The 13,357-nt window shown below is 67.0% G+C and carries 12 protein-coding genes and 1 tRNA gene; 3 read left to right on the forward strand and 10 right to left on the reverse strand.

What is annotated here, in order from left to right; genetic code table 11:
* Window positions 1–5 precede the first annotated feature (5 nt).
* From G3574_RS09150 to G3574_RS09170, 5 genes are all read right to left on the reverse strand, one after another.
* A complete protein-coding gene (locus G3574_RS09150) occupies window positions 6–2,249 on the reverse strand; it encodes a xanthine dehydrogenase family protein molybdopterin-binding subunit (RefSeq protein ID WP_163962261.1) in 2,244 nt (747 codons plus the stop codon).
* A 10-nt stretch (window positions 2,250–2,259) separates the two neighbouring features.
* Window positions 2,260–2,718 (reverse strand): (2Fe-2S)-binding protein, encoded by a 459-nt coding sequence (locus G3574_RS09155; protein WP_163962263.1) that lies wholly within the window; start codon window positions 2,716–2,718, stop codon window positions 2,260–2,262.
* A gap of 103 nt (window positions 2,719–2,821) precedes the next feature.
* Entirely contained in the window at window positions 2,822–3,811 is a 990-nt protein-coding gene (gene acuI / locus G3574_RS09160) for an acrylyl-CoA reductase (NADPH) (protein ID WP_163962265.1), read from the reverse strand.
* A 129-nt stretch (window positions 3,812–3,940) separates the two neighbouring features.
* Complete coding sequence (locus G3574_RS09165; protein ID WP_235953243.1) at window positions 3,941–4,669, reverse strand: DsbC family protein; 729 nt, start codon at window positions 4,667–4,669, stop codon at window positions 3,941–3,943.
* A gap of 44 nt (window positions 4,670–4,713) precedes the next feature.
* Window positions 4,714–5,913 carry an FAD-dependent monooxygenase gene (locus tag G3574_RS09170; protein WP_163962267.1) on the reverse strand — a complete coding sequence of 400 codons (1,200 nt, stop codon included), beginning with the start codon at window positions 5,911–5,913 and terminating at the stop codon, window positions 4,714–4,716.
* Between the two features lie 111 nt (window positions 5,914–6,024).
* Between G3574_RS09170 and G3574_RS09175 the strand changes: the two genes are divergently transcribed.
* A tRNA-Phe gene (locus G3574_RS09175) sits at window positions 6,025–6,100 on the forward strand.
* A 239-nt stretch (window positions 6,101–6,339) separates the two neighbouring features.
* On the opposite strand, the gene G3574_RS09180 is transcribed toward G3574_RS09175, so the two are convergent.
* The gene (locus G3574_RS09180) at window positions 6,340–7,008 is read right to left on the reverse strand and encodes an NAD(P)H-dependent oxidoreductase (RefSeq protein ID WP_163962270.1); all 669 of its coding nucleotides are present in this window, start codon (window positions 7,006–7,008) and stop codon (window positions 6,340–6,342) included.
* Window positions 7,009–7,029: 21 nt separating this feature from the next.
* Window positions 7,030–7,752, reverse strand: a complete 723-nt coding sequence (locus G3574_RS09185) for an SDR family oxidoreductase (RefSeq protein WP_163962273.1) — start codon at window positions 7,750–7,752, stop codon at window positions 7,030–7,032.
* Between the two features lie 62 nt (window positions 7,753–7,814).
* Between G3574_RS09185 and G3574_RS09190 the strand changes: the two genes are divergently transcribed.
* A complete protein-coding gene (locus G3574_RS09190; RefSeq protein WP_205609722.1) occupies window positions 7,815–8,777 on the forward strand; it encodes a LysR family transcriptional regulator in 963 nt (320 codons plus the stop codon).
* Between the two features lie 41 nt (window positions 8,778–8,818).
* On the opposite strand, the gene G3574_RS09195 is transcribed toward G3574_RS09190, so the two are convergent.
* Entirely contained in the window at window positions 8,819–9,577 is a 759-nt protein-coding gene (locus tag G3574_RS09195) for an SDR family NAD(P)-dependent oxidoreductase (RefSeq protein WP_163962275.1), read from the reverse strand.
* A 110-nt stretch (window positions 9,578–9,687) separates the two neighbouring features.
* Here G3574_RS09195 and G3574_RS09200 point away from each other — a divergent pair, with 110 nt between their 5' ends.
* Window positions 9,688–10,587 (forward strand): LysR family transcriptional regulator, encoded by a 900-nt coding sequence (locus tag G3574_RS09200; RefSeq protein WP_163962277.1) that lies wholly within the window; start codon window positions 9,688–9,690, stop codon window positions 10,585–10,587.
* 218 nt (window positions 10,588–10,805) lie between these two features.
* Here G3574_RS09200 and G3574_RS09205 read toward each other — a convergent pair whose 3' ends face one another.
* Both G3574_RS09205 and G3574_RS09210 read right to left on the reverse strand, forming a co-directional pair.
* The gene (locus G3574_RS09205) at window positions 10,806–12,383 is read right to left on the reverse strand and encodes an aldehyde dehydrogenase (NADP(+)) (protein WP_163962279.1); all 1,578 of its coding nucleotides are present in this window, start codon (window positions 12,381–12,383) and stop codon (window positions 10,806–10,808) included.
* 31 nt (window positions 12,384–12,414) lie between these two features.
* Window positions 12,415–13,347: a dihydrodipicolinate synthase family protein gene (locus G3574_RS09210; RefSeq protein WP_163962281.1), complete on the reverse strand. Its 933-nt coding sequence runs from the start codon at window positions 13,345–13,347 to the stop codon at window positions 12,415–12,417.
* Between the last annotated feature and the right edge of the window lie 10 nt (window positions 13,348–13,357).

Here is a 13,357-nt window from a genome sequence, read left to right on the forward strand (position 1 = left end):
ACGCCTCAGGCCGACTTCAAGTCGAAGGGCAGTTGCCGCAGGCGCTTGCCGGTGAGCTTGGCGATCGCATTCGCGAAGGCCGGGGCCAGCGGCGGCAGGCCGGGTTCGCCCATGCCGGTCGGCGGCTCGGCGGACGGCACGACATGCACCGCGATCTGCGGCATGTCGGGCATGCGCGCCACGGTGTAATCGTTGAAGTTCTGCTGCTGCACCACGCCATCCTTCAGGGTGATGGCCGCCCCGGGCAGGGTCGTGCCCAGCGCCATCAGTGCCGCGCCCTGAACCTGCGCCTCGATGCTCATCGGGTTGACGGCGCGGTTGCAATGCACGGCGGCGGTGACCTTGTGCAGCTTCGGCACGCCATCCTTGACCGAGGCTTCGACCACGTAGGCCACGACCGACTGGAAGGATTCATGCAGCGCCACGCCCCAGGCTTGGCCGGCAGGCAAGGCCTTCTTGCCGTAGCCCGACTTGGCAACCGCCAGGTCGAGCGCGGCGAGATGGCGCGGATGCTCGCTGCCGATGAGCTGCTTGCGGTAGGCGACCGGGTCCATGCCGGCGGCCTGCGCTGCCTCGTCGATCAGGGTTTCCATCACGAAGGCGGTATGGGTCGAGCCGACCGAGCGCCACCACAGGACGGGCACGTTGGCCTTGGCATTGTGCACTGACAGCTTGAGCGGCACCTTGTAGGGTTCGCCCATGCCTTCGACCATGGTGGCGTCGACGCCGTTCTTGACCATGAAGGGCTCGAAGGGCGTGCCGGCGAGGATGGACTGGCCGACGATGGTGTGGTTCCAGGCGAGGATGTTGCCCTTGTCATCGAGGCCGAGCTCGGCGCGGTGCAAGTGCGCCGGACGGTAGTAGCCGCCCTTGATGTCGTCCTCGCGGCTCCAGATGAGCTTCACCGGGCCGCTCTTGCCGGCGGCGCGCCAGGCCTTGGCGACGTTTACCGCTTCGACGATGTAGTCGGAGGTCGGGACCGCGCGCCGGCCGAAGCCGCCGCCCGCCATCATGGTGTGCAGCGTGACCTGTTCCGGCTTGAGGCCGGCGGTCCGGGCGACCGCGCCCTGGTCGACCGTCTGGAACTGTGAGCCGGCCCAGACGGTGCAGGCATCGTCCTTCAGGTCGATCACGCAGTTCAGCGGCTCCATCGGCGCATGGGCCAGGTAGGGAAAGCTGTATTCGGCAACGATCTTCCTGGGGGCGGACGCCAGCTTCGAGATGTCCGCGTCGCGGGCAACGATGCCCGGCGTGGCGGCGAGGCGGCGGTACTCGGCCATCTGCTGCTCGCTGCTTACCTTCTCGACGGCCGAGGTATCCCACTCCACCACCAGCGCGTCGCGCCCCTGCTTCGCCGGCCAGTAGCCGTCGGCGATGACGGCGATGCCGCTGCCGCCGCGGTCTGTCGCGACCTGCACGACCTGCTGCACGCCCTTGATGGCCAATGCCTTGGCGGCGTCGAATTTCGCCACCTTCGCGCCGAACACCGGCGGCCGCGCCACCACCGCGACCTTCATGCCGGGCAGGCTGTGGTCGATGCCGAATTTCTGCTTGCCGCTCGACTTGTCGCGCGCGTCGAGGCGCGGCGTGGGGTGGCCGATGAGGCGGAAATCCTTCGGGTCCTTGAGCGCGACCTTGTCCGGAACCGGCTGCTCCATCGCGGCACCGGCGAGCGAACCATAGCTTGCCTTCCTGCCGCCCGGGCCGATCACCATGCCCTTGCTGGCGGCGCACTTGTCGGCGGGAACCTTCCACTGCTGGGCAGCGGCGGTGACCAGCATCGCGCGCGCCTTGGCGCCGATCTCGCGGTACTGCGTGAAGGAATGCGCGACCGAACCCGAACCGCCGGTCATCTGCATGCCGAACAGCGGGTCCTTGTAGGCATCGCCGGCCGGCGCGAGGTCGGAACGCACCTGCGACCAGTCGGCATCGAGTTCCTCGGCGATCAGCATCGGCAGGCTGGTGTTGACGCCCTGGCCGAACTCGAGGCGGTTGACGGCGATGGTGACGGTATTGTCCGGCGCGATGCGCAGGAAGGCATTGGGGGCGGTGAGGGCCGAGGGCGCCTGCTGCGCCTGGGCCCGGGCGAAACGCTGCGCGCCGGGCACGACGAAGCCGATGACCAGGCCCCCGCCCACCACGCCGGCGGCCTTGATGAAGTCGCGGCGCGACACGCCCGCCGTGCCGGCTTCATCAGCCGAATCATTGACGGCGGACTGCGCGTCCGTCCGCATCCAGTCGATATGCATGGTGATCTCCTCAGGCCAGCGTCTTGGCCGCATCCTTGATGGCGGCGCGGATGCGCTGGTAGGTGCCGCAGCGGCAGATGTTGCCGCTCATGGCGGCGTCGATGTCGGCATCGCTGGGATTGCGGTTCCCGCGCAGCAGCGCGGTCGCGCTCATGACTTGCCCGCTCTGGCAGTAGCCGCACTGGGGCACGTCGTGCCTGACCCAGGCTGCCTGCACTGCCTGCCCGACCTTGTCGACCTCCATCGCCTCGATGGTAGTGATCTTCTGACCGGCGGCAGCCGAAATCGGCGTGACGCAGGAGCGGATGGCCTCGCCGTTCAGGTGCACGGTGCAGGCGCCGCACAAGGCGGCGCCGCAGCCGAACTTGGTGCCGGTCATGTTGAGGTTGTCGCGCAAGGCCCAGAGAATGGGCGTGGATGGATCGGCGTCCACCTGCATGTCCTTGCCGTTGATGTTGAGTGTAACCATGACCTCTCCTATGGTTGTTGCGTTGATGCCGGCGGCGTGAATCGTCCAGGGAATATAACGCAATTCCGGCGTAACGCGCAGGCCTGCCGCGGGTTGTCGACGTTCAGCGATTGACGTCCACCACCAGCCGTCCGCGCACCTTGCCGGCAAGGATCTCCGGCGCCCTGGCAATGACGTCGCCGAGCGCGATTTCCTGGGTGATGCGTTCCAGCTTGGCGGCGTCGAGGTCGCGGGCGAGATGTTCCCATGCCTGGACGCGGCGCGCCTGCGGCGCCATCACGCTGTCGACGCCGATCAGCTTCACGCCGCGCAGGATGAAGGGCGCGACCGAGGCGGGCAGGTCCATGCCCTGCGCCAGGCCGCAGGCGGTGACCGTGCCGCCGTAGCGGGTCTGGGCGATGGCATTGACGAGGGTATGCGAACCCACGGAGTCCACCACGCCGGCCCAGCGTTCCTTCTGCAGGGGCTTGCCGGCTTCGGACAGCGCGGCGCGGTCGATGACCTCGGACGCGCCGAGCGCCTGCAGGTATTCCTTTTCCGCCAGCTTGCCGGTGGAAGCGACGACCCGGTAGCCCCAGCCGGACAGGATGGCGACCGCGACGCTGCCCACGCCGCCGGATGCGCCGGTCACGAGGATCCCGCCGGCATCCGGCTTGACGCCCTGCTCGCGCAGGGACAGCGCGCACAGCATTGCCGTGTAGCCGGCGGTGCCGATGGCCATCGCGGTGCGCGCGCTCATGCCGTCCGGCAGGCGCACCAGCCAGTCGCCCTTGAGCTTCGCGCGCTGCGCCAGGCAGCCCATGTGGACCTCGCCCACGCCCCAGCCATTGAGGATGACGCGGTCGCCCGGTTTCCATGCGGCGTGGCTGGACTCGATGACCTCGCCGGCGCCGTCGATGCCCGGCACCATCGGCCACTTGCGCACGACCGGCGAGCGGCCGGTGATGGCGAGGCCGTCCTTGAAATTGATGGTGGAGTAATCGACCCGTATCGTGACGTCGCCGTCGGCGGGCAATTGCGCCTCGTCGAGTTCGGTCAGCTGCGCGTCCGTTGCGCCGTCGTCCTTCTTGCCGAGCAGTATGGCCTTGAACATGTCGTCTCTCCTGGTAGTGTCGCGTTGTCTTCTTGTCAGGTGGAGCAAGGATTATAGTGCGCATGAAAAAAGCGCGCGGCCCGAAGGCGCGCGCGCTTTGCTCGACAGGAAGACGTTGCCGCGTTCAGATCATTTGCTTGCCGTCGACGCCAGCTTGGCTTCCAGCGTCTGCTTGTCGATGGCGCCCGGCACCCGGCTGCCGTCCATGAAGAAGATCGTCGGCGTGCCGGTGATCTTGAGCTTCTGGCCGAGCGCGAACACCTTGTCGTTGGGCGCGGTGCAGTTGGCGGGCGCGTCCGGCGCGGCCTTGCCCTTGAGCATCCATTCATCCCAGGCTTTCGCGCGGTCGGCGGTGCACCAGATGTTGCGCGACTTCACCGAGGAATCCTCGGCCAGGATGTTGTACATGAAGGTGTAGACGGTGACGTCGTTCACGTCCGTCAGCGTCTGGCGGAAACGCTTGCAGTAGCCGCAGTTCGGATCCTCGAACACCGCGATCACGCGCTTGCCGTTGCCCTTGACCGTCTTGAGCGCCGCGTCCAGCGGCAGGTCGGAGAACTTGATCTTGTTGACTTCGTCGATGCGGGCCTGGGTCAGGTCGGAGCGCGTCTTGAGGTCGATGACGCGGCCCATGAACAGGTAGTCGCCCTTGGCATCGGTATAGAGGATGTCGCCGCCGACCTTGACTTCGTACAGGCCGCCGTAGGGCGTCTTGGTGACGCTGTCGACCTTCACGCCTTCGCCGAGGCGCGGCTCGATCGTCTTCCTGATCGCGGCTTCGGTGGTGCCTTCGGCGGCCATGGCCATGCCGGCGGTCATCGTGATGGCGCAGGCGGCGATCAATGTCTTGAGTTTCATGCGGTTCTTTCGATGTGGTTCAGGTTGTTCAGGATGTTCGAAGCTTAGCGTTTTCCCAAGGCATGGGAAATCAGGGTTCGCTTTATGACAGGCAACTTGTTGACAAGGTTCATTCCCAGGTTGCGGACCAGGCGCAAGGGCTCGAGGTCGGCCGAGAACAGGCGCTCCAGCCCGTCGGTGGCCACCTGCATGAGGAGGATATCTTCCTTGCGCGAACGCGCATAGCGCCCGAGGACGCGCTCGTCGCCGCAATCGCGGTGCGCCTCGCGCTCGCGCACCGCCTTGAGCAGGCCGGCGACGTCGCCGAATCCGAGGTTCATGCCGTGGCCGGCAAGCGGATGCACCACGTGCGCGGCATCCCCCACCAGGGCGACGCGCGGCGCGACCAGGGAATGCGCCCGGATCAGGCTGAGCGGAAAGGCCTTCACCACTTCCGGCTGGACAGGCTGCAGCCGGCCCAGCGGCTGTCCGGGCAAGGCATTCAGGCGCTCCGCGAGCTGCCCCTGGGATTCCTGGAGCAGCACGCTGGCAAGGTGTTCCGGCGCCGACCACACCAGCGACGTCCGGTTGCCCGGCAGCGGCAGCAGCGCGATGATGCCGTCGGCCGAGGTGAACCACTGGAAAGCCGTGCCATGATGCGGCAGCTCGGTCTCGAAGTTGCAGACCACGGCGCGCTGGCCGTAGGGCCGGTAGTCGATGCCGATGTCGCACTGGTTGCGCACCCAGGATTGCGCGCCGTCCGCGCCGATGATCAGTTCGGCCTGCAGCACGCTGCCATCGTCCAGGTGGACTTTCCCGCAGTCACCGGTTTCAAGGCGCGCGGCGCGGCCGTTCACGACCCGCAGGCCGGGCGCGAAGCGCAGGGCGGCGTCCAGCGCGGCGTTGAGGTTGCGGTCTTCGACGATCCAGGCCAGCGCGCCGGCGCGTGCGGCGAAGGCATCGAACACGAGGTTGCCGGCCTGCTCGCCGTCGCCCTTGATGTCCATGGCATCTACCGCCGCGATGCGCGACGCATCCATCGCATCCCAGACCCGCAGCGAGGCCAGGAGATCATGCGCGGTCTGGTTCAGGGCATAGACCCGCACATCCCAGCTGGCGGCTTCGCCGGCGGGCACGGAAGGAGGAGACGGGGGAGAAGGAGGAACGAGGAGGGTGACGCTCATGCCGGCCTGCGCAAAACCGAGGGCGGTTGCCTTGCCGATGGCGCCATTGCCGATCACGCAGATTTGGCTTTGATATTGCATGGATTCCGGGTTTCCGGGTGGTGGTCTTGTCCCGCATTATAGCCCCAGCCGAAAAATGCATGCCTGGAAATGCTTGCATATTCCCATAGCTTTGCTATACTTGCGCGCCTTGGCCTGGTAGCTCAGTCGGTAGAGCAGAGGATTGAAAATCCTTGTGTCGGTGGTTCGATTCCGCCCCGGGCCACCAAGAATTTCTTAGCAAAAACGCCAACCCATTCGGGTTGGCGTTTTTGTTTCCGGCAACCGAAATCCTGGTGTCCGGTCCATTTCCGGCACAAGGCGGGCCAGCGGCAACGCAGTTTCCTTCTGGTTCAGTCGTGTGCGCCCGTCAATCACGGATAGTTGTCCAACTCACTACCCCATCACCACCTTTCCGACCGTGTGCTGAACGCGCATCTCCTTCAGGGCGCCGCACGGGCAGCCCCTTTAGTACGGTCCGACCACGACCGGCGCTTCCGCGTGAATCGCCGTCAGCCGCCGCGCGTAGTCCGCTAGCCAGGCAGCGCGCTGCTCGTCGCTCGCGCGCACTGGGCCGTAGTGGATCTGCGGCGCCAGCACGTCGAAGCCGAGGAATTCGAGCACGCCGCGATGCACCGGGCGCAGGATGGCCTCGATGTCGCCGTTGAAACCGTCCTTGCGGTAAGCCTCTTCCGGCCCGCCCGTGGTGAGCGACAGCAGCGCGCGCTTGCCGCGGAACTTGCCGGTCTGGTAGATCGACCCGTAGCCGTAGGTGCGGCCCATCGCCATCACCCGGTCGACCCAGCCCTTGAGGATGGCCGGCAGGCCGAACCACCACAGCGGGAACTGCAGGATCAGCAAATCGCAGGCTTCGAGCTTGTGCAACTCGCCTTGAATGTCCGGGGCGAAGCCGTCGTGCTCGGTGGCGTGGGTTTCCTCGAGCTGGAGCTTGAGGTAGTCCGGGTCTTTCACGGTCGTGAAGTTGGCGCGGCTCGACACGGGATTGAAACCCATGCGATACAAGTCGCTGGTGCACACCGTGTGGCCGGCGGCTTGCAGCTCGCGTACGGCGGTGTCGAACATGGCGCCGTTGAAGCTGTGCGCTTCCGGATGGGCGAGGACGATCAGTACGTTCATTGTAAGGTTTCCTGATGTAGGTCAGACGGACATGCGCGCACCGCCATCGACGTCGAGGATCGCGCCGGTGGTGAAGCCGTTGCCGAGCAGGTAGACGATGGCGGCGGCGATGTCTTCCGGAGTGCCGGTGCGGCCGGCCGGCAGCGACTTGGCTGCGCCGGCGAACATGCCGGCCTTCGCCTCGGCCGGCATGCCGTCGTAGGCCGGGGTGTCGACCAGGCCAGGGGAAACCACGTTCACGCGCAGCGGCGCCAGTTCCTTGGCCAGCGTTTGCGCCATCTGCGTGAGCGCGCCATTGACCGCGGCCAGGCCGGCGGTACCCGGCATCGCGGTGCGCGAGGCGGCACCCGACAGCATCACCACCGAACCGTCGCGGCGCAGGTGAGGCAGGGCCGCCTGCAATGATTGCCAGTAGCCGACCAGCTTGCCCTCGATCGCGGCGCGCAGCGCGGACGCCGGGACCGAGGCGAACGGCCCCCAGGCCGCGTTGGACGAGCCGGCCAGCACCAGGTGATCGATGCGGCCGATGCGCTCGAACAGGGCGGTCAGCGAGGCAGGGTCGGTGAAGTCGGCCACGTAACCGGCGGCGCGGCCTTCGATGGTTGCCAGCGCGAGGTCGAGCTTGGCCTGGGAACGGCCGGCGATCAGTACCTCGGCGCCGTCGCGCGCGAGGCTGCGCGCCGCGGCCAGGCCCATGCCGTTGGAACCGCCGATGATCAGGATGCGTTGCTGTGCGAAGGACATGTTGTTCTCCAAAGTGGGGGTTAGGTGTCGCCCACTTTAGCGGCCGGCCACCCATCCGTGAAATGGATTATGATTATTCCCGGCATAAGCAGAACAAATACCTCGTGGACCTCAACCGTATCGACCTCAACCTGCTCGTCTCGCTCGACGTGCTCTTGGCCGAGCGCAACGTCACGCATGCGGCGCGGCGCCTGTCGCTGTCGCAGCCGGCGCTGTCGGCGCAGCTGCGCCAGCTGCGCGAACTGTTCCGCGACCCGCTGCTGCTGCCGGCCGCGCGCGGCATGACGCCGACCGCGCGCGCGCTCGAGCTGCAGGGGCCGCTGCGCGAAATGCTGGCCACGTTGTCGAGCCTGGTGGCCGAACGCCAGCCGTTCGATCCGGGAACGGCCAGCGATACCTTCCGCATCGCGACCACGGACTCGATCCAGGCGGTGGTGTGCGTGCCCTTGATTGCGCGGCTGCGGAGCCTGGCGCCGGGCGTGCGGGTGGCCCTGCTGCCGGTCGCCGAGGCGCGCCTTGCGGAACAGATGGGCAGCGGCGAAGTCGACCTGGCGCTGGTGACGCCGCAGGCGATGCCGCCTTCGCTGAAGAGCCGGGCGCTGTATGACGAAACCTTCCTCTGCCTGCTTCGGCAAGGCCACCCGGCGGCGGCGCAGCCGCTGACCCTGGACACTTTCTGCGACCTCGACCATGTCCTGACGTCGCCCGCGGGGGGCGGCTTTTCCGGCGTCGTCGACGAGGTGCTCGCCCGGCTCGGCCGGCGTCGTCGCGTCGTGGTTTCGATCAACAGTTTCCTGCTGGCACAGGAACTGGTTGGGGAGAGCGACCTGGTGTGCACCGTGCCGAGCCGGCTGGCGCGGCGCTGGAGCGACAAGCTCAACGTCATGGCGCCGCCGTGCGAGGTGGACGCCTTTTCGATCCACATGGGCTGGCATCCGCGCGCCCACAGCGATCCGGCGCAGCGCTGGCTGCGGGACCAGGTGGCGGAAGCAGCCGTCGGCATTGCAGGCCGTTCAGCCTCCTGAACCGCCCGCCATCCTGACGCTCGGGCAAAGCGGCGCGGTTCTCAGATGAACATGCCGCCCGATGCTTCGATCCGCTGGGCATTGATCCAGCGGCCCTGGTCGCTCAGCAGCATGGCGACGGCGTCGCCGATATCGTCGGGCAAGCCCACGCGGCCGAGCGCGGTCTGCGATGCGATGTAAGAGCCTACCTGCGCGTTGTCGCGTACCACCCCGCCACCGAAATCGGTTGCGATGGCGCCCGGCGCAATCACGTTCACCGCGATGCCGCGCGGACCGAGTTCCTTGGCCAGGTAGCGCGTCAGCACCTCGACCGCCCCTTTCATGGCCGCATAGGCCGATTTGCCAGGCAGGGCGAACCGCGCCAGGCCCGACGACACGTTCAGGATCCGGCCGCCGTCGGCCATCAGCGGCAGCAACTGCTGGGTCAGGAAGAACACGCCCTTGAAGTGGGTGTCGCACATCTGGTCGAACTGGGCTTCGGTGGTTTCGGCGAACGGCGCGTCGATGCCGGTGCCGGCGTTGTTGAGCAGGTAATCGAAGCGATCGCGCTGCCAGATGTCGCGCAGCGCCGCGCGCACGGCATCGGCGAACGCGGCGAAGCCTCCGATCGTCGCGACGTCCAGTTGCAGGGCGACGGCACGGCGTCCCAGCCCGGCGATCTCGGCAACGATCGCCAGCGCCTCGTCGCGCCGGTGATGATAGGTCAGGATGACATCGACGCCCTGCTGCGCGAGCTTGAGCGCCGCGCTCTTGCCAAGGCCGCGGCTGCCGCCGGTGATCAGTGCAATCTTCTGGTTCATGGTTCGGGTCCTTTCGCTGGGTAGATGCGAAGAGTCTATAGTCGCCTCCAAGCTGAATAAAGATAGAATATGCGGCAGCACTGTTCATCAATACCAAACAATCGAGGCAAATGGATCGAATCGATGTCATGCGAACCTTCCTGCGCGTCGCAGAGCTCGGCAGCTTCACGCAGGCAGCGGACAGCCTCGGCCTGTCCAAGGCGAGCATCTCGTCCGCAATCCGGGAGCTGGAAACGGCGCTGGGCGCGCGCCTGCTGCAGCGCACGACGCGCAAGGTGCAGATGACGCCCGACGGCCTCCTGTTCTATGGACGGTGTCGTGACATGCTGGCGGAGCTGGACGAAGTCCAGACCATGTTCCAGAACGACAACGCGGCCCTGACCGGCCGCCTGCGGGTTGACATGCCGATCGGCGTCGCGCGCAACATCGTGATTCCCGCCCTGCCGGCCTTCCTGGGCGCGCACCCGCGCCTGCAAGTGGAGCTTTCCAGTACCGACCGCCGGGTCGATGCCGTGCGCGAAGGCTTCGATTGCGTGCTGCGCGCGGGCGTGCTTGAAAACTCGTCGCTGGTCGCGCGTCCGCTCGGGCATTTCGAACTGGTCAACTGTGCCAGCCCCGCTTACCTGGCGCGCCACGGCCTGCCGCGCACCCCCGCCGAACTGCACTCGCATTTCCTGGTCGATTACGCGCCGGGCCTGGCGGGGCGGCCGGCACTGTTCGAATACATGGAGGGCGGCGCGCGGCGCACCTGCGAGGTGCCGGCCGCGCTGGCGGTGAACAACAGCGACGCCTACCAGGCAGCCTGCCTGGCGGGCCTGGGCATCATCCAGGCACCGCGCGCCGGCATGATCGACCTGCTCGCGCAAGGCCGCCTGGTATCGCTGCTGGAAGACTTCCAGGCGCCGCCGATGCCGGTGACCTTGCTGTATTCAAGCCGGCGCCATTTGAGCAAGCGCGTGCGCTGTTTCATGGATTGGCTGGCCGGCGTCCTGCAGCCCTATCTCGCCTGATGGCGGTCGACTTGACCTCGATGTCTGCCGCGACAGCGAACGCCGTACTGAAAATTCTTGTCCGGTGGTTCGATTCCGCTCCGGGCCACCAAAAAAACAAGGGCTTGCAAGTGTCGGCTTGCAAGCCCTTTTGTTTTGCCTGTGATTCGCGATGCGCTTTCCAGCGGCGAAGCTTGATGCAAGCATCAAGCTTCGAGTACTGCGATCCCGGCAGCTGCTTAGGCCGGAACCACGACGCCATCGACGAGGCGCGTCACCTGCATGGGATTGTCCGGCTGCAGCGCCGGCGGCAGCAAAGCCGCCGGCAGGTCCTGGTAGCACACCGGCCGCAGGAAGCGCTGTATCGCCATGCTGCCCACCGATGTCGAGCGGCCATCGGACGTTGCGGGATAAGGTCCGCCATGCACCATCGCATGGGACACTTCGACGCCGGTGCCGAAACCATTCACGAGGATGCGGCCGGCGCGGCGCTCCAGGGTCGGCAGCATGCGCCGCGCATCGGCATGGTCGGCGTCGTCGATATGGATTGCAGCGGTCAGCTGGCCTTCCATGCTTTCCAGCAAGTCCTGCATGTCAGCCAGGTTCGCACAGCGGACCACCAGCGATGCCGCCCCGAATACCTCTTCGCGCAGCCCGCGTTCGCGCCGGAAGGATGCCGCATCGGTCGAGAACAGCGCGGCCCGCGCCTGGGTGGCGCCGCCATCCTTGCCGCGTGCTTCCAGCTTGACCGTGTCATGGGAGCCGAGCGCGGCCACGCCAGCCTGGTAGGCATCCCGGATGCCGGGCGTCAGCATGGTGGCCGCCGGCGCCTGGGCAAGCGCTTCCGACGCCGCCGCAATGAAGCGGTCGAGATCCTGCCCATCCACGGCGAGCACAAGGCCGGGATTGGTGCAGAACTGTCCGGCGCCCAGCACCAGCGATGACACGAAGCCTTGCGCGATCTGCACGCCGCGCGCGGCCAGCGCGTGCGGAAAAAGCACCACCGGATTGATGCTGCTCATCTCGGCATAGACGGGAATGGGTTCGGGCCGGGCCGCGGCGATGCGCATCAGCGCCGTGCCGCCCGCGCGCGAGCCGGTGAAGCCGACCGCCTTGATGCGCGGATCCGCCACCAGCGCCTGGCCGATTTCGCGGCCGGCGTCGAACAGCAGCGAGAACGTGCCTTCCGGCATGCCGCATTCACGCACCGCCCGCTGCACCGCGCGTCCGACCATTTCCGAGGTTCCCGGGTGCGCGGAATGCGCCTTGACGACGACCGGGCAACCCGCCGCCAGCGCTGCCGCCGTATCGCCGCCCGCGACGGAAAACGCCAGCGGGAAATTGCTGGCGCCGAACACCGCGACCGGCCCCAGCGCAACCTGGCGCAGCCTCAGGTCGGACCGGGGCAAGGGCTTGCGGTCGGGCTGCGCGGGATCGATGCGCACGTCCAGGAAATCGCCGGCCCGTACTACCGACGAGAACAAGCGTAGCTGCCCGACGGTGCGCCCGCGTTCGCCTTCGAGGCGCGCGCGCGGCAGTCCGCTTTCGCGCATGCAACGCTCGATCAGGGCGTCGCCAAGCGCGAGGATGTTTTCCGCGATGCGTTCGAGGAAAGCGGCACGCTGCTCCGGCGCCGTTTCGCGATACGCGTCGAACGCGCCCCAGGCGAGGCGGCAGGCCTCGTCCAATTCCTGCATTCCGGCGCCGCCGAAAGCGGGCGCCATGCGTTCCCCGCTGGCCGCGTCGGTCGCATGCACCGTACCGTTGTTGCCGCGCATGGCGCGGCCGCCGATCAAAAGTTCACCTTCCACCATCACGAATTTCCTTTTCTTGTCGTATGCGCCGCGATCAGCGGCCCCAGCGCAGCACCAGCGGCTCGAGGCGCCGGGCGATGGCCAGCAGGCCGTCGCGCGTGGCCGGTTGCACCTGCGGCAAGGGATGCCGGACCGCGTCGCAGCGGATCACCCCGCCTTCCTTCATCAGGATCTTTGCCGTGGCAAGGCCGGCCTGTCGGTTTTCATAATTGATCAGCGGCAGCCAGCGCTGGTATTCGTCCGCGGCGCGCGCGGTGTCGCCCTGGGCGTAGGCATCGGTGATCATGCGGATGCCGTCCGGGTAGCCGCCGCCGGTCATCGCGCCGGTCGCGCCGGCGTCGAGGTCCGCCATCAAGGTGATGGCTTCCTCGCCATCCCAGGGGCCTTCGATGGCATCGCCGCCGAGGGCGATCAGCTCGCGCAGCTTGGCCGCGGCTTGCGGCACTTCGATCTTGAAATACGACACCTGCTCGATTTCCTTCGCCATGCTGACAAGGAAGGGCGCGGACAGGGGCGTGCCGGCCACCGGCGCGTCCTGGATCATGATCGGGATGTCGATCGCGTCGGACACCGCCTGGTAAAACTCGCGGATGCCGCGTTCGGCCACGCGGAAGGTGGCGCCGTGATAAGGCGGCATCACCATCACCATGGCCGCGCCCATGTCCTGCGCGCGGCGGCTGCGTTCCGCGCAGACGCGCGAGCTGAAATGGGTGGTGGTGACGATCACCGGCACCCGGCCCGCGACATGTTCCAGCGCAGTCTTCATCAGGACCTCGCGTTCATCGTCGCTGAGCGTGAACTGCTCTGAAAAATTGGCGAGGATGCAGATGCCTTCGGAGCCGGCATCGATCATGAAGTCCAGGCAGCGGCGCTGGCCGTCGAGGTCCAGTTCGCCACGCTCGTCGAAGATCGTCGGCGCGACCGGGAAGACGCCGCGGTAGCGCGGCTTGGCGTTGATTGTGTTCATGTTGTCCTTT

It is taken from the genome of Noviherbaspirillum galbum (genome assembly GCF_010974945.1).
Taxonomy (GTDB): Bacteria; Pseudomonadota; Gammaproteobacteria; order Burkholderiales; family Burkholderiaceae_D; genus Noviherbaspirillum; species Noviherbaspirillum galbum.